Annotated in this window: 13 protein-coding genes; 7 read left to right on the top strand and 6 right to left on the bottom strand. The window is 66.5% G+C overall.

Translation table 11 applies throughout. From position 1 onward, the window contains the following. Positions 1–35: 35 nt before the first annotated feature. A complete protein-coding gene (locus tag ACPUD7_RS04525; RefSeq protein WP_205683268.1) occupies positions 36–827 on the bottom strand; it encodes a GntR family transcriptional regulator in 792 nt (263 codons plus the stop codon). 348 nt (positions 828–1,175) lie between these two features. Between ACPUD7_RS04525 and ACPUD7_RS04520 the strand changes: the two genes are divergently transcribed. From ACPUD7_RS04520 to ACPUD7_RS04495, 6 genes are read left to right on the top strand one after another with little or no spacing between them, the layout of a single operon-like run. After that, a complete protein-coding gene (locus ACPUD7_RS04520; protein WP_135537381.1) occupies positions 1,176–2,315 on the top strand; it encodes an ABC transporter substrate-binding protein in 1,140 nt (379 codons plus the stop codon). Further along, positions 2,312–3,241 (top strand): ABC transporter permease, encoded by a 930-nt coding sequence (locus tag ACPUD7_RS04515; protein WP_135537382.1) that lies wholly within the window; start codon positions 2,312–2,314, stop codon positions 3,239–3,241. Before ACPUD7_RS04520 ends, ACPUD7_RS04515 begins: the two co-directional genes overlap by 4 nt. A 26-nt stretch (positions 3,242–3,267) precedes the next feature. Then, positions 3,268–4,143, top strand: a complete 876-nt coding sequence (locus ACPUD7_RS04510) for an ABC transporter permease (RefSeq protein WP_205683269.1) — start codon at positions 3,268–3,270, stop codon at positions 4,141–4,143. Next, positions 4,140–5,234, top strand: a complete 1,095-nt coding sequence (locus tag ACPUD7_RS04505; RefSeq protein ID WP_135537383.1) for an ABC transporter ATP-binding protein — start codon at positions 4,140–4,142, stop codon at positions 5,232–5,234. Before ACPUD7_RS04510 ends, ACPUD7_RS04505 begins: the two co-directional genes overlap by 4 nt. After that, positions 5,231–5,911 (top strand): HAD family hydrolase, encoded by a 681-nt coding sequence (locus ACPUD7_RS04500; RefSeq protein ID WP_135537384.1) that lies wholly within the window; start codon positions 5,231–5,233, stop codon positions 5,909–5,911. Before ACPUD7_RS04505 ends, ACPUD7_RS04500 begins: the two co-directional genes overlap by 4 nt. A gap of 35 nt (positions 5,912–5,946) precedes the next feature. Beyond that, the gene (locus tag ACPUD7_RS04495) at positions 5,947–6,861 is read left to right on the top strand and encodes an endonuclease/exonuclease/phosphatase family protein (RefSeq protein ID WP_425119279.1); all 915 of its coding nucleotides are present in this window, start codon (positions 5,947–5,949) and stop codon (positions 6,859–6,861) included. A gap of 43 nt (positions 6,862–6,904) precedes the next feature. Here the strand turns inward: ACPUD7_RS04495 and ACPUD7_RS04490 are convergent, their stop codons facing one another. Continuing rightward, positions 6,905–7,807: an alpha/beta hydrolase gene (locus tag ACPUD7_RS04490; protein WP_425119278.1), complete on the bottom strand. Its 903-nt coding sequence runs from the start codon at positions 7,805–7,807 to the stop codon at positions 6,905–6,907. 260 nt (positions 7,808–8,067) lie between these two features. Between ACPUD7_RS04490 and ACPUD7_RS04485 the strand changes: the two genes are divergently transcribed. Continuing rightward, complete coding sequence (locus ACPUD7_RS04485; RefSeq protein WP_425119277.1) at positions 8,068–10,902, top strand: ExeM/NucH family extracellular endonuclease; 2,835 nt, start codon at positions 8,068–8,070, stop codon at positions 10,900–10,902. Positions 10,903–10,915: 13 nt separating this feature from the next. On the opposite strand, the gene ACPUD7_RS04480 is transcribed toward ACPUD7_RS04485, so the two are convergent. Genes ACPUD7_RS04480 through mdlC form a run of 4 tightly spaced genes read right to left on the bottom strand, consistent with a single transcriptional unit; the run spans position 10,916 to position 16,498 of the window. Continuing rightward, positions 10,916–12,070, bottom strand: coding sequence for a PrpF domain-containing protein (locus ACPUD7_RS04480; RefSeq protein WP_425119276.1), 1,155 nt, complete (start codon positions 12,068–12,070; stop codon positions 10,916–10,918). 28 nt (positions 12,071–12,098) lie between these two features. Continuing rightward, positions 12,099–13,379, bottom strand: coding sequence for an MFS transporter (locus ACPUD7_RS04475; RefSeq protein ID WP_425119275.1), 1,281 nt, complete (start codon positions 13,377–13,379; stop codon positions 12,099–12,101). Positions 13,380–13,409: 30 nt separating this feature from the next. After that, complete coding sequence (locus ACPUD7_RS04470; RefSeq protein WP_425119274.1) at positions 13,410–14,873, bottom strand: benzaldehyde dehydrogenase; 1,464 nt, start codon at positions 14,871–14,873, stop codon at positions 13,410–13,412. A gap of 8 nt (positions 14,874–14,881) precedes the next feature. After that, a complete protein-coding gene (mdlC, locus tag ACPUD7_RS04465) occupies positions 14,882–16,498 on the bottom strand; it encodes a benzoylformate decarboxylase (protein ID WP_425119273.1) in 1,617 nt (538 codons plus the stop codon). Positions 16,499–16,616 lie beyond the last annotated feature (118 nt).

Genomic DNA, 16,616 nt, shown 5'->3' with positions numbered 1-16,616 from the left:
CCTTCGTCTGTGGCTTCACGCAGCCCGCGAGGACCTCAGAACCAGTTCGGCTCGTCGGCGGTCAGCCAGCTGATCGGATTGACATTGCGGCCGTTCGACATCGCCACGGACAGGATGTTGGCCAGATAGCGATCTTCGGAGATCTCCAGCGGCCGGCCCGCGCTGTCACGACTGCGGCGGAGGTGACGCAGCAGCGGTCGCCCGCGGGCGACACCCAGGAGGGCAGCGTCCTGTTGGCCGCAGACGGTGGCTGAGAAGACATGATCGGCACCGGCGAACACGATTCCGTGCTGCTGGGCGAGGCTGCGGCTGACCGATGCCGCATCACCGGGAATCTTCTCGACCATCTCGCCGAGCTGCTCGGGGTAGCTCGTCCTCTCAACCATGACCTTCTCCCCGTCGAGCAGACGCACACGCAGAACCCGCAGCACACGTGCACGGGGGTCGACTTTGAGTGCCGCGGCCGTCTCCTCCCCCGCGATGCGCCAGTTCTGTTCGATGACATGACCGCCGGGAGTCCGTCCGTGTGCACTCGCCCACTGCGCGAAGCTGCGGAACTCCTCGGCCACGGCCGCCGGACGGGGACGTCGCAGCACCGTCTTCCGCGCGCCCCGGCGGCCTCCCAGCGTGCCCTCGCTGACCAGCAGGCGCAGGGCTTCGCGCACCGTGCCCGGAGCGACTCGGTACTCGGCGGCCAGAGCCGCTTCGGATTCGAGGCTCTGACCCACCTGACGTGCCCCGGTGCGAATCGACTCCCGCATCTGCTCCGCGATCTGCTCGTACCTTGCGCCACTCGCCCCGGTTGACTCCCGCTGCGCTTCGGTCACGCCTTCAGTCCTCTCATGATGTTCCTCCAGTCCCGCCAGCACGCTCAGCACCGCATACGGTGCTGTGCATCTACGCTACCGCAAGCACCGAGATGTCGATGACAGCGCACTCACCGCATGCTGACCATCCGGATGCGGCAACGTCGACGGGCGTCCAGTGTTCACCCGAGAGGGGCGACAGTGTCACTCTCCATTCACACTTCGCTGGTGAGGTTATTCTTAATTCCACATCCTCACTAGTGAGCTAAATTGCCTATCCTTCATCTGTTCCCTATCGTGGATGGGGATCGAAGCACTTCGAATAAGAACACATGCGCTTACGCGCAAGTCCGAAAGGCGAGTACGACGATGCTCAAACACACACGAAAGCTCACAGCTGTCCTCGCAGTGGGCGCTCTGGCGGCCCTGTCCGGCTGCGGTGGCAGCGGGGAATCTGAGGAATCCGCCAATTGGCGATCGGCGACGTCGGTCGAAGACGGCGGGGGCATGGATGCTCTCGTCGAAGCGGCTCAGGCGGAGGGATCGCTCAACGTCATGGGCCTCTACCCCGATTGGGCCAACTACGGCGGGCTGCTCGACGCGTTCGCGGAGAAGTACGACATCGAGATCGACAACGACACCTCGACCGGCGCGAGCCAGGACCTCATCAACGCGGTGAAGAACAGGCAGGGGCAGGAGACCTCTCTCGACTATCTCGACACCGGCGAATCCTTTGCCGTCGATGCCGCCGAAGAGGGTCTGCTCGCCGAGTACTACCCTGAAACCGCCGATGACATCCCCGAAAACATGAAGTCACCGGACGGCACCTGGTTCAACCACCTCGGCGGGACCATGGCCATCGGCTGCGACGCCGAAGCGGTGAAGAAGTGCCCCACGAGTTTCGAGGAGCTGCTCGACCCGGAGTACAAGGGCAAGGTCGCTATGCGCGGAAACCCGACCACGGGCGAGGCCGGCTTCATGGCCGTCGTCGCCGCGTCCCTGGCCAACGACGGCTCACTCGATGACATCCAGCCGGGCATCGACTACTTCGCGGAGCTCTCGGACAAGGGCAACCTCGTGCCGACCGAGGCCGAGGCCGGAACGTTCGAGACTGGTGAGACGCCGATCGCCGTCAACTGGGACTACCTGCTCCTGCAGTGGGCGGACGACCTCGCTGACGGCGGGGTGGACATGTCGATCTCCATCCCGTCGGACGGCACTGTCGCCTCCTACTACGCAGCATCGATCAACGAGGATGCACCGCACCCGGCAGTTGCTCGCCTGTGGCAGGAATTCGTCTTCAGTGACGAGGGGCAGAACCTGCTGCTCGAGGGGTATGTCATGCCCGGACGACTCGACGCCATGGTCGAGTCCGACACGGTCGACGACGATGCGCTGTCGAAGCTGCTCGATGATGCGGTGGACCAGACAGCACCGCAGCCGACTCAGGAACAGCGGGATTCGCAGCAGAAGGTCCTCGCCGACAACTGGGCGAAAGCGATCGGATGACCTCAGTCCCACAGTCGCTGCCGCACACCGGTGGGCCGGCCGGAGAAGATTCCTCTCCGGCCGGCCCACGGCGCAGGCGCACCCCCTCACCGGCCCTGACGGCTCTGGCACCGATCACGATCATCATCGTGCTGTTCTTCGTGATCCCGATCGGCGGAATGGCGGCGACATCGTTCCTCGTCCCGGGCAGCGAACCGGGGACGAAGACCTTCGGCCTCGACAACTACACCGCGCTGGGTTCGGGTTCGCGCTCGATGGCCCTGGGCAACAGCCTGCTGCTGTCGTTCACCGCCGCCACGGTAGCCGCGGTCTTCGGCGGCATCTGCGCCTGGGCGATCTCGACCGTGAAGTCGAAGATCGTCGACTCCATCACCGCGGTCATCTCCAGCGTGCTGGCCAACGACGGAGGCGTCCCTCTGGCGTTCTCCTTCATCGTTGCGGTCGGCAACACCGGATACTTCACCGCGCTGATCACTGCGGTCGATTCGACGTTCACGCTCTACAGTGTCAAGGGCCTGATCCTCATGTACCAGTACTTCCTCATCCCCACGATGATCCTGCTCACGCTGCCCAGCTTCGTCGCGCTCAGACAGCAGTGGCGTGAGGCCAACACCTCCTTGGGCGGCACCGACCTGACCTTCTGGCGCCGAGTCGGACTGCCGGTCATCACCCCTGCCCTGCTGGGCGCCTGGCTGCTGATGTTCGGCTCCGCCTTCGGCACTCACGCCTCGGCGGCGGTGCTCATCGGCACGGGCGGCTTCCCCCTCATCCCCCTCGAGATCGCCGGCCAGCTCGCAGGCTCTGCTGCCACCGGCGGAGAAGGGGTGGCCATGGCGCTGGGTGTGACGACGGGAGCGATCGCCGTCATCGTCCTGATCGCCTTCAACGCACTGACGAAGAGGAGCGCCAAGTGGCTCAACACCTGAACAGCTCTCCGCGGATGAGGAGATTCTTGGCCTGGCTGCCACTGGCGGCCCTGGCGATCTTCATCCTCACACCGCTGTTGAGCTCGCTGACCTACTCGTTCTTCCGTGCCGACGGCAGCTTCACCACATCCGGGCTCACCGGTCTGGCTGACTCAGGAAAGATCGTGGCCCCGCTCATGCGCAGCCTCATCGTGTCGGTGCTCGCCGCCGTCATCCTCGTCGTCACGCTGGTTCCCGCGGTCGTCGCCGTCCACCTCTGGGCGCCCCGACTGCGATCGGTGCTCAGCATCCTGTGCACCCTTCCGCTGGTCGTCCCGGCGATCGCGATCGTCGCCGGGCTCTCGGCGGTTCTGCGCAGCCTCGCATCCCAGGGACGCGGCAGCTTCGGCATGCAGCTGAACACCATGCTGCAGTCCCAGGACCTGCCGCTCGTGCTCGTCGGCACCTACGTCATCCTGTGTCTTCCCTTCACCTTCCGGTCGATCGATGCCGGACTGTCCACCCTGCCGCTGCGCACCCTCTTCGAGTCCTCGTCGATCCTCGGTGCCGGACTGGGAACCACGCTCCGCCGGGTCGTCATCCCCAACATCCGCGGACCGGTGATGTTCTCCCTCTTCTTCACCTTCGCCCTGTCCATTGCGGAGTACACGGTGGCCGCGACCCTGTCGATCAACACCCTGCCGGTCTTCCTCAACACGCTCTCGAGCACGAACTTCCGCGGTTCGATCACGCTGTCCGTGCTGCTCAACCTCACCACGTGGCTGCTCTTGGCAGCTGCAACCGTGAGCGCATCGCGGTTCGGTCACCGACCGAACGCTGTGAGCGAAGACGATGAGACAGAGGCCGACGACCCGGCCCCCGCTTCGGCCGCCGCCTCAAGAAAGGACGCTGTGACCTCATGACCATCTCTGAACGCACTCGACCATCGCCCGCGGGCCCCGAGCAGTCGAACGAGCCCGAGTCCGTGCGCTTCGAGCACGTGGACAAGTCCTATGGCAGCACCGAGGTGCTCAAGGACTTCAACATCGACATCGAGGCCGGCAGCATGGTCAGCTTCCTCGGCCCTTCGGGCTGCGGCAAGACGACGACTCTGCGCATCCTCGCCGGTTTCGAACCGGTCAACGGAGGAGACGTGCTCGTCGGCGGCGAATCCGTACTGAAACTGCCGCCGAACAGCCGGGACATGGGCATGGTGTTCCAGAGCTACAGCCTGTTCCCCAACCTCAGTGTCAGCGACAACATCGAATACGGTCTGCGGATCCGCAAGGTCGATGTCGGAGCACGGCGCCGACGCACCGAGGAACTCCTCGAGATCTGCGGGCTGACCGGCATGGGCGGCCGCTTCCCGCATCAGCTCTCGGGAGGCCAGCAGCAGCGCGTGGCTCTGGCCCGCGCATTGGCCACCCAGCCGAAGGTCCTTCTGCTCGACGAGCCGCTGTCGGCACTCGACGCCTCGGTCCGTTCCTCACTGCGTGATGAGATCCGTCGGGTGCAGCAGGCGCTGGGCACCACGACGGTCTTCATCACCCACGATCAGGGAGAGGCGCTGGCGATCGCCGACCGTGTGGCCGTGATGAACGGCGGCAGGATCGAGCAGTACTCCGCCCCTCACGAGGTGTACTCCTCCCCCGCCACCGCGTTCGTCGCCCGCTTCGTCGGATCGATCAATGAGTTCGCCGTCGGCCGCGATTGGACGATCCGGGACCGTCTGCCCGTCGAACCCGCACCCGATGACACCATCTTCGTCCGGCCCGAGAATCTCTCGATCACCGCGGCCGCTGATGGCTTCCTCGAGGTCAAGCACAGCACCTACACCGGCGAGCGCACGATGGTCCACCTCGGTCTGCCCGGCGACCACAGCGCACAGTGGTCGGCATCGCTGGCCTCCGCTGACGCCGACGCTATGCGACCGGGACTGCGCATCGATGCCTCAGTCACCGCCGAGCCCGCACTGCGCCTGGGCCGCAACGACGCCGCAGGACTCCGCGCATGAGCGGCTCCATCACCGGCTTCTCCGGTGCCGTCTTCGACTGCGACGGTATCCTCGTCGACTCCGAAGCGCCCTGGATCGAACTCATGGGAGACTACCTGGAGTCGCTGGCCGCAGACGACATCGCAGCCGAGGATCTCCGCGGACTCACAGCAGCCGAAGCCGTGGCGCGACTGCAGCAGGTGCATAAGAGCCTCGGTTCCCCCAGCGATGTCCGACCGCCGACAGCCGAGGAGGTCGACCGCGCTTACAGCGCCGCTCTGGAACACGTCGCAGCACCCGTGCCCGGTGCTCCCGAACTCGTGGCATCACTGTCAGGCAGCATCCCGATCGCCGTGGCCAGCAACGGTCGCGGCGGCGACGTGCGCGGCCTTCTCGAGCGAGCAGGCATGCTCGACCTCTTCGACGCGATCATCACGATCGACGATGTCGATCAGGGCAAGCCCGCGCCGGACCCCTACCTTCTGGCCGCACAGCGACTCGGGTTGGCCGCCTCGGCGGTGGTCGCCTTCGAGGACTCACCTGTAGGGTCACAGGCAGCTCACACGGCCGGATGCACGGTGATCGGAGTCAACAGCGATCCCAGCATCGAACTGGCCGGCGAGGTGCGGCTGCGGCACTTCGCCCAGCTGCGCTTCGACTCCCGAACCCGCACGCTCCTCCTCGACTCCGACTACTGACCACCCACCCGATGCCGATCATTGGAGAAGATCCCATGCCCGCTGAGACCACTTTCACCCTGCAGACATGGAACGTCTGGTACGGCGGTCGAGAAGTCGACTTCGGCCAGGAGAAGCAGTACGCGATCGCAGCGCAGTTCCCGGCAGACGTCCTGGCGCTGCAGGAGTGCTGGGGCAGCGCTGCGGAGAACCTGGCCCCGAAGCTCCTGGCGGACCATGCGCAGCGCGGATGGGATACAGCCGTGCTCAGCACCGGGCAGCTGACGCCGGTGGACACCAGCACGCTGCCCTACGCTCAGGCCGCACTCGTGCGACCGCTGCCGGACTCGCCGCGGATCCTCGTGTGGTCCGTCCACCTCGCGCCGTACCCCTATGCGGTCTACCGAGCCCTGCAGGGTGAGGGCCAAGAGGTCGCCGATGCCGAGGAGGCTCCTCGTCTGCAGCAGATCGAAGAGATCCTCTCCGAGACTGCCCGCATCAGCGCTGAGGTCGACGAGGAGGACCTGCCGGTGGTCATCTGCGGTGATTTCAACACCCCGTCCACCGGGGATTGGGCGGCGCGCACCGACCGACCCGATATCGCCTGGCGCTCTCCCGATGCGCTGCTGGCCGCCGGATTCACCGACACCTTCCGCGCGATCCACCCCGACCCCGTCGCCGCGCCGGCCGATACCTGGTCTCCGATCGAACCGCTCACCCATGCCGGTCATGAGGAGAAGCCCGAACCGGGCCGCACCGACGGCGCCGAACCTCGTGATCGCATCGATTTCATCTTCTCCCGCGGCCTCGACATCGTCGACAGCGTGATGCGCGGCTGCAGTGCCGAAGGCCTGACCGAAGACGGGTTCGTCGATGTGGGCGGCCGCTGTGAACTCATCCCGAACCAGCGGCAGAACCGCTTCCCGTCCGATCATCAGCTCGTTGAGACGAGCTTCGCCTTCCGCAGCTGATCGTCTTGTCGCGATCGGCGGGGTGTCACGCGGTCGATCGCACTCAAGGACCGGTCTTCAGCTGCTGCCCGACCTCCTCGGCGATCCGTTCGTAGACGGGCAGCACCGTCTGTCGTGTGGCGCCGATGAGGTTGAAGCCATGACCGACCTCGGGCAGGTCGACGTGCCCGCGCAGCGACCCGGCCCGTTCGAGACGCTCGGCGTAGCGGATGCCCTCATCACGAAGGATGTCTCTGCCGCAGGTGATGATGAGGGCGGGGGCGATGCCGTCCAGTGGTGCAGTGTCGTGGTCGCCGGCCGGTGACGCCAGACGACTGCGACGGTCGGTCGCATCCGGACAGTAGGCGACGTCGAAGATCGGGCCCATGCGCGCCAGGAACGTCTCCTTGCCCTCGCGCAGCTTCTGGGCGGCGGGGATGCTCAGGTCGAGAGGCGGGTACATGAGCATCTGCAGAGCGAGTTCAGGACCGCCGTGTTCGAGCGCGAGCCGCGCCGCGCCCGCGGCCAAGGCACCGCCGGCGGACTGACCACCGATGGCGCATCGTGTGCCGTCCCAGGGGCGCTCCTTGTCCGCCGCCCACAGCGCCACATCATAGGCCTGTTCGACAGGGCCGGGGAAGCGACACTGCGGCGCGGGAATGTAATCGACGTTGATCACGGTCACCTCCGCTTCAGCTGCGAGGTACCGACACAGCGGGTCGTCCTGTTCGGGGTGGCGCAGGATGAAGCCGCCGCCGTGCAGATTCACATAGACGCCCCTGCCTTCCATCCCCTGCGGAGGGGAGTAGACCGTCGCGGGCAGACTGCCGTGACGCGTGGGAATCCTGATGTCCTCGGTGCTCGCCGGGATCTCCGCGAACGAGACCTCCGACGGTCGGCGGGAACCGCCTGGGCCCTTCTGCGCCAGACGGGCAATGACATCGGCGATGGGACGGGGAACTGCCATGACTGACCTCTTTCGGTTTCGGCCTCGTCTGAGTCTCTGCCACCTCGGCGGCATTCCGAGACGACGGTACTCCACCGTACTGCGATGCCCACACGGCGAGCCCGGATCGCTCGGATAGACGTCACATCGGCAGAAGTCCGTAGTACAGTCAGTTCACATCGTATTCACATGGTCGACACCGTTGTCGACCTGTCGCCGGATAACGTGCAGGAGATTGCGCTGATTCCGTGCGCGGTGTTCCGTTCCCACGAAAGGCCCCTATGAACGTCTCCAAGACGGCTTCATCCGCTGCTGCTCTCTGCCTCGTCGCAGGGCTCGGACTTGTTTTTCCCGCCGGCCCGGCTCTTGCTGCCGATGCTGTCCACATCAGCGAGATCGGCTACACCCTCGACACCGATTTCATCGAGATCGCCGCGGAACCGGGCACGGACGTTTCGGGGTGGACCATCGGGTCCGTCACTCGCGGCGGCAGCGTCCAGGCCGAGGAGAACACGACGACGCTGCCCGAGGACAGCACCGTCGGTGATTCCGGCGCACTGGCCGTCGAGGTTCCGATCACCAACTCCGTGAACTCCGGTCCCGCCGCCGACGGCAGCTACGGCTCGTCCGCCTACGCCATCGACGACGAGGGCGCACTCGTGTCCTTCGCACAGATCGGCGGTGTCGTCGGCGGCAAGGGCGTGACCGGGACGACGGGAAAGTACACGCCCGCACCCGTGGTCGGTGAGGAAGCCGAACCCACAGGTGCCACGGCGGCCGGCGGGCAGTCGATCCAGCTCGTCGACGGCACATGGACATCCGCGGCCCCCACCCCCAACGCCCTGCCCGGTGATGATGGCGGCGAGGATCCAGGCCCTGACCCCGAGGACGTCACTCCGATCGCTGACATCCAGGGCACGGGCAGCGAGAGCCCCCTTCAGGGTGAGACCGTGAAGACCCGCGGCGTCGTCACCGCTTCCTACCCCGACGGCGGTCTCAACGGCTACTACGTGCAGACACCCGGCACCGGCGGGGCCGATGACGAGACTCCGGGTGCCTCCGACGGCATCTTCGTCTACTCCCCCGACACCGTCGGCAGCATCAGCATCGGCGATCGCCTCGAACTGACCGGCATCGTATCCGAGCACTACGGTCAGACGCAGATCTCCGTCGGTGCGAACGGATTGACGACTCTGGAAGAACCCGCCGAGGCGGTCAAACCGGTCGAGGATGCGTTCCCCACGGATGAGGCCGAACGCGAGGCCCTCGAAGGTATGCTCCTCCAGCCCAGCGGTGAGCTCACCGTCTCCGACAACTACAACACGAACACCTATGGTGAAGTCGTGTTGGCCACCGGTGAGGAAACCCTCCCTCAGGCCACGGATGTGGCCCGCCCGGGCTCCGAAGAGGCCGAGGCGATCGAGGCGGACAACCTCGAACGCGAGGTCATCCTCGACGACGGAGCGACCGTGAACTTCCTGGAGAACGATAAGGATGTGCCTCTGCCCTATGTCTCGAACGACGCTCCCGTCCGGGTCGGCGCCACGGCAACGATCACCTCGCCGGTGGTGCTCGGATTCGATCACGAGAAGTGGCGCTTCCAGCCCACAACCCGCCTGACCGGGGCCAACGCTGACGCGGTCCAGCCGGCGAGCTTCTCCGACACCCGCACCGAGGTTCCGGAGGCCGTCGGCGGTCAGATCAGTCTCGCCAGCTTCAACGTCCTCAACTACTTCACCACGACCGGTGACCAGCTCTCCGGCTGCACCTACTACGACGACCGCGAGGGCAACCACATCACCGTCCGCGGCGGCTGCGAGGCTCGAGGGGCTGCGAATGCCGAGAGCCTCAAGCGGCAGGAGTCGAAGATCGTCACGGCGATCAACAAGCTCGACGCTTCCGTCGTCTCCCTCATGGAGATCGAGAACTCCGCGAAGTTCGGTGACGACCGCGATGTCGCGCTCGAGACGCTCGTCGAACGCCTCAACGAGGCGGCCGGAACCGAGAAGTGGGACTTCGTGCCCTCACCCGAAGAGGTCCCGGCCGATGAGGACGTCATCCGCACAGCGCTGATCTATCAGCCCGCCGAGGTGGCCCCGCAGAAGGACTCCACGATCCTTGACGATGAGGATGCGTTCTCGAACGCACGCGAACCCCTGTCTCAGGCGTTCGCCCCGAAGGACGACTCCGGTGAGGTCGAGGCCGAGAAGACCTTCGTGACGATCTCGAATCACTTCAAGTCCAAGGGCTCGGGCGAAGGTCCGGGCAATGAGGACTCCGGCGACGGCCAGGGTGCCTCGAACGCCGATCGCGTCAAGCAGGCGAAGTCGCTCGTCGACTTCGCCGGAGACCGGCAGAAGGCTGCCGGCAGCGACTATGTCTACCTCCTCGGCGACTTCAATTCGTACACACAGGAGGATCCGATGCAGGTCTTCTACGAGGCCGGCTTCAAGGACGTCGCCTCGGAGAAGACGGATAAGTCGACCTACGTCTACGGTTCGCGCACCGGCAGTCTCGACCACGTGCTCGCCCTCGATTCCGCTGGAGGCGCAGAAAACGCGGCGAACACACAGAACACCAGCACCGAGGCGGCCCTTCCTTCCAGCGGATTCGACGCGATCACCGGGGCCGATATCTGGAACATCAACTCGGTGGAGGCGCTGGCCCTCGAATACAGCCGCTTCAACTACAACGCGGCTGACCTCTTCGCACCGGATCAGTTCCGTGCCTCCGATCACGATCCCGTGATCGTCGGGCTCTTCGACGAGGACTCCGATGACGGGGGCTCGGATGGTGCGAGCTCTGACTCGGACGGCGCAGATGGCGGGTCAGAGGAAGCCGACGGTTCGGACTCTGCCGGTTCGGACGGCGCTGGAAGCAGCGCCGACGGCGCTGACGCTGGCTCCGACAGCGCGAGCGACAGCGACAGCGGGAACAACGGCACCGCGTCAGCCTCGAGCGACGCCAGCGCGAGCGACGCCGACTCGGGCAGCGACGCGGGAGGCCATCTGCCCCGGACGGGTACCGACCTGACGGTGATGATGGCGATCGCGGCGGGGCTCATCGCAATCGGCGCGGGCGTCGTCTTCCTCGTTCGTCGGCGCCGCCTGAGCTGAGGCCGGCCACCCCTCAGTCGCTGACGGCGACCTTCCCGACCATGAGCACCCGTGCGGTGCGGAACAGGGAGGTCGCCGTCACCGTCTGCGCGTCGTCGTCCCACACTGCCGAGGCGGTCACTACTCCCGATGGTGTGCCCAGTCGCACCTCTGGGCCGGTCCATTCGGGATTGTTGCGTTCGATGATTCCGCGGACGAACGAATCACGTTCGGGCAGAAGTGCGGCCGCGGCCAGGCACATCGCCGCGGTTCCCGGGACGGCTTTGTGCGCCTGTCCCATCGAGATGACGCGGACCAGGACGTCGACGTCGGCAGCCGCAAGTCCGGTGCCGTCGAGGAGTGTCGTCGCCTGCGGATTGCTGACGATCGCGACCTTCGGCACGACCTCCGGCGCCGTCTCCGGAGTCTCGCACAGCCCCATGCGCACGGCGGCTTTGCGCCGCAGCTCGTCGATGAGGCGCAATGACGGCGCGTTTGCGTCGATAGCCCCGGGTGCTTCGGTGCCACGCAGCATCACCAACGAGGACGGCACGACCACGAGCGGCAGGGTCGCATCGACAAGCGTAGCCTCGAACCGACATCCGCCCACCTCGAATTCTTCGCGTGCGACTCCGGTCGGCAACAGTGCACCGGTCCGACTGCCCGCGGGGTCGGGGTAGGTGAGTTCGATCGTCGCGCCCGTGCCGCTGACACCGGGCAGCTTCAGGTCGCCCTCGACCGCGGCCTGCCCGTCGACGACGTCGAGGCCGACGTCGACGAACTTCTCGGTGTTCGTGTTGAAGAGGCGAAAGACATGCCACCCGTCGTCGGCAGAGACCAGCCCGGACGACAGGGCGAAGGGCACGACCCCGGAGGAGAGGTTTCCGCAGTTGCCGGAATAGTCGACGACCGCCTCGGCGACTGCGACCTGCCCGAAGGTGTAGTCGAGGTCGACCCCGGCACGGGTCGAGGCGGACACGACCATCACCTTCGACAGCGAGGAGAGGCCTCCGCCCATCCCATCGAGCTGCCGGCCGAACGAGTCCGGTGTTCCCAAGGCGGCAGTGAAGATCGCGTCCCGCTCCGAGGTGTCACCCCCGGGGTCCAACGGCGGCAGAGCGTCCTCACGGAAGAACAGGCCTTTGCTTGTGCCGCCGCGCACGAAAGCGGCATCGATCCAGCGGGTCATACCCCCAGAGTAGCCAACACCCCGGACATCACTTCACCGACTTCGGCACGATGGCCATGGCCGCGAACCCGAGCACCGCGACGACGGCGAAGAGGTAGAAGCCCCAGGGGTAGGCGATGCCGGCGGTGACGAGGGCACCGGTGATGAACGGTCCGACGATGGCACCGAGGCGGCCGATTCCCGAGGCCATGCCGAGCGCGGTGCCGCGGGCCTGGGCCGGGTAGATCGCTGAGACGAAAGCGTAGACGAGGACCTGGGCGGAGAAGACGAAGACACCGGTGACGAAGACGGCGACGTTGAGCAGAATCTGGCTGGTCATCGGCACGGACAGCGCTGCGAGGAAGATCGCGGCGAGGATGAACCACATGAGGACGATCTTCTTCGTCCCGTGCTTATCGGCCAGCCATCCGGCCAGGACGAGCCCGACGACGGCTCCGATATTCATGACGAAGAGCATGACGAGGGAGTCCGAGACCTCGTAGCCGGCGTCGGCCATGATCTTCGGCAGCCAGGTGTTGAGGCCGTAGACGAGCAGGAGGCCCATGAAGCTCGCCGCCCACACACCGATGGTCACGAGTGCGAGTTTGCCCTCGAAGAGTCCGGCCATGCCCGTCTTCGCCTTCGCATCGACCCCGCCGGCGGGGTCGACGTCCGCTCCCACCGTCGCCGAGGCGGCCGCCGGGTTCCGTTTGATCTCCTGCGCGATGAGGAATGCTTCGGACTCCGGCAGCTTCCACCACAGGAGCGGAACCATGAGCAGGCCCGCGGCACCGCCGGCGATGAAGAGGAGATGCCAGTTGTGGGAGTAGGCGACGGCGAGCAGGGAGATCGCAACGGCGCCGGCGTGGTAGCCGGTCATCGTCAGGGTCGTAGCCTTGCCCGTCTTTCCGGACTTGTTGTATTCGCTGATGTAGGCCAGGGCGCTGGGCATCACGGCGCCGAGGAAGAGACCGGCGATGAACCGGAACGTCGTGAACAGGGCGACGTTCGGGGCGAAGGCGACGAGGAGGGTGAAGACACTGAAACCGATGACGCAGGCGATGATCGCCCAGCGTCGGCCGATCCGGTCGACGACGGGACCGACGGAGACGGCACCGAGTCCGACGCCGACGAGGCTGAGCGTGGCCACGACGGTGGCCGCCTCGGGGGTGAAGCCGAGCGCCTGGGTGGCGAGGAGCTCGGGGATGACCGCGCCGAGCACGACGAGGTCGAAACCTTCGAGGGCGACGGCGAGCCAGCAGAGGACGGCGGGCCACCGACCAGCCGGGGTGACGGCAGGCATGGTTGCGGACGGGGCGGATGAGGACATCGGAGTCTCCGAATCAGGTGGTGTGGCGAATCAGAACGGGTAGGGCGCGATGGTCGAACGCATCGTCACCCATTGGGTTTCGGTGAAGGCCTCGATATTGGCGTCGGCACCACCGAAGCGCGAACCGTTGCCGGAGTCCTTCATCCCGCCGAAGGGGACGTTGGCCTCATCGGAGACGGTCTGTTCGTTGATGTGGACCTTTCCGGTATCGACGAGATCGGCCAGCTCCATGGCCGACCCCACATCACCGAGGATGCCCAAGGACAGGCCGTATTCGCTGGCGTTGACCATCTCCGCGGCTTCTTCGAGGGTGGAGAACCGGGCCACGGGGGCGACGGGGCCGAAGATCTCGGTCGTCCACGCCGGGTTCGACGGGCTGAGGTCAGTGAGCACCGTGGGTGGGACGAAGGCGCCCTCGCCCACTCCCCCGGCGACGAGGCGGGCACCGTCGGCGGTGGCTTTGTCGATGATGTCGCGGACGTGGGTGCGCTGCTTCTCGTCGATGATCGGTCCGATCGCGACGTCTTCGGTGGCGGGGTTGCCGACCGGCAGATTCCGGGCACGTTCGGCCAGGCCCTCGACGTATTCGTCGAAGATCGATTCGTGGACGAGGTGGCGGCCGGTGGTCATGCAGATCTGGCCCTGGTGCATCCATGATCCGAAGGCCCCCGCCGAGGTGGCCGGACCGACCTCGGCACCGGGCAGGACGACGAGTGCATTGTTGCCGCCGAGCTCGAGGTGGCAGCGTTTGAGGAGGCGACCGGCGGCCTCGCCGACCTTGCGTCCGGCCGCGGTCGATCCGGTGAAGGAGATGACGGAGACCTCGGGGGCGGCGACGACGGCCTCACCGGCGTCGAGCCCACCGGGAAGGACCTGGAGGAGTCCCTCGGGCAGGCCCGCCTCGGCGAAGATCTTCGCAATGGTCACACCCGCGCACACGGCGGTGCGGGGGTCCGGCTTGAGCAGGACCGCGTTGCCGAGGGCCAGCGCCGGCGCGACCGAGCGGATGCCGAGGATGAGCGGGAAGTTGAAGGGGGCGATGACGGACACGACTCCGGCCGGGACCCGGCGGGCGAAGGACCAGCGCGGTTCGTTCGACGTCAGCACCTGGCCTTTCGGGTGGCTCGGCAGCGCGGAGGACTCGTAGCAGATCTGCTCGGCGGAGCTGACCTCCAAGGCGGCCTTGTCCGGGATGGAGCCGGCCTCCCGGACGATCCAGTCGGAGATCTCCGCGGAGTGCTCGGCCCACAGGGCCCCGGCGCGGCGGAGGACGGCGGCGCGTTCGGCCGGTGTCGTGCGCGCCCATTCCCTCTGCGCGGCGGCGGCACGGGCAGCGGCGGCGTTGACGTCATCGGCGCTGGCGGCGCCGAGGCGGCCGAGGGTGCCTCCGGTGGCTGGTTCGATGACGTCGTAGGTCTCCCCCGCCCCGTCGGTCCAGGTGCCGGTGAAGATCTTTTCGTGCCAGTCGGTTTCCAGGAACGTGTTCTCACTCATCGTCTTCCTCACTTCTTCTCAGGGCGGGTCTTCTCGGTGCTGACTTCGATCAAGCTCGCTTGGCCGCGTCCGGCACGGTCGATCGCCTCGCTGAGGGCACGGTCGAACTCTTCGGCGTTTCCGGCGTGTGCGGCCGACATCTGGTAGCCGGCGGCGATGGAGACGAAGTCGACCTCGCCGAGGTCGAGTCCCGGGGCCTTGTCGACGCCGAGCATGTCGGCGAACCAGTCGAGTGCCCCGTAGGTGCCGTTGCGCAGCAGGACGATGATGACTCCGATATCCTCCTCGACGGCGGTGCGCAGGGCCGAGATCGAATAATGGGCGGAACCGTCGCCGATGATCGCGACGACCGGACGGTGGGGATCGGCCAGGGCCACACCCATGGAGGCGGGCATTCCCCAGCCGAGTCCACCGGAGGCCGGGAAGAAGTAGGAACCGGGCAGCTCGAGGTTCATCTGCGCCCAGAACGCCGCGTTCGTCGAGGTGGACTCGACGACGTAGCGGGTCTCGCGCGGCATCGTCTCGCGCAGACCGGCGAAGACTTCTTCCGGGTGGAGGACACCGTCGGTCGCCGAGGTGGCCGGAGCGGCGATCTCGCGTGCCGGGGCGGCAACGGGATCGGCGATCGGGCCGGGCTCGGCGACATCGAGGGAGTTGCCGAGAGCGAGGAGGGTCTCGACGGGGTCGGCGATGAGGGCGTCGCCGAAAGGCGCGCGGGCGGCGGCCGCGGTGTCCTCGCCGATCTGGATGAGTTCGGTGGTCTCGGGCAGGTACTGGCCCGGCTGCCACTGGTGGTAACGGAAGACCGGGGCGCCGATGACGAGCGCAAGATCGTGGGGCCTGAGGATCTGCCCGATCGGGGCGATGCCGGCGGGCAGGACTCCGCGGAAGTTCGGGTGCTGGTTGGGAAACGGCAGACGCGACAGCGACGGGGCCGCCCAGACGGGCAGGTCGCAGGCCTCGGACAGGGCGATCGTCGTGTTCCAGACGCGTTCGTCGTCGACCTCGGGGCCGAGGACGAGCACCGGCGAGACCGCCGCTCGCAGCTTCTGCGCGAGTTCGGCGACGACGGCCGGGTCGACGGAGCGGGCGGAAGTGACATGACGGGAGAGCTGACCGATCCGATCGGCCGGCACCTCGGCGTCCCAATCGTCGTAGGGCACCGAAAGATAGACGGGCCCGTGTTCGGAGGCGAAGACGGACTGGGAGAACGCGCGGGGCACATCGTGAGCGCTCAGGGGTTCCAGCGATTGGCGGACGAGGGGCTCGGCGAGCTTCGGGGCCTGCACATTGGCGAGCATGACCTCGGGGCCGATCATGTCCCGAACCTGCTGACCTGCGGTGATGACGAGCTTCGACCTCGAGATCACCGAGTTCGTCAGCGCCCCGAGGCCGTTGCCTGTGCCCGAGGCGGCGTGGAGGTTGACCAGGGTGGGACGGTTCGTGATCTGTGAGTACCCATCGGCCATCGCCACCACCGCGGCCTCGTGGAGACCGAGGATGTAGCGGGCGGGCAGGTCCTTGAGGAAGGGCAGCTCATTGGAGCCGGGGTTGCCGAACATCGTGGTCATCCCATGGAAGGCCATGAGTTCGTGGACTGTCTGGCGGACCGTAACTGTCGTCATCGACGCGATGCTCCTTGAAGTGATGGATCTGGGGCACCCTCGACAGCGGACTGTGGTGCACATCTCGCCACAGTAGTGACCCGAACCACCATCGGCCACAGTGTTCCCGTTCATTGAG

The sequence above is a fragment of the Brevibacterium sp. FAM 24630 genome (assembly GCF_049804075.1).
In the GTDB taxonomy this organism is placed as follows: domain Bacteria; phylum Actinomycetota; class Actinomycetes; order Actinomycetales; family Brevibacteriaceae; genus Brevibacterium.
Note: the sequence above shows the minus strand (reverse complement) of the source record. Positions and strands in the feature narration are given on the sequence as shown.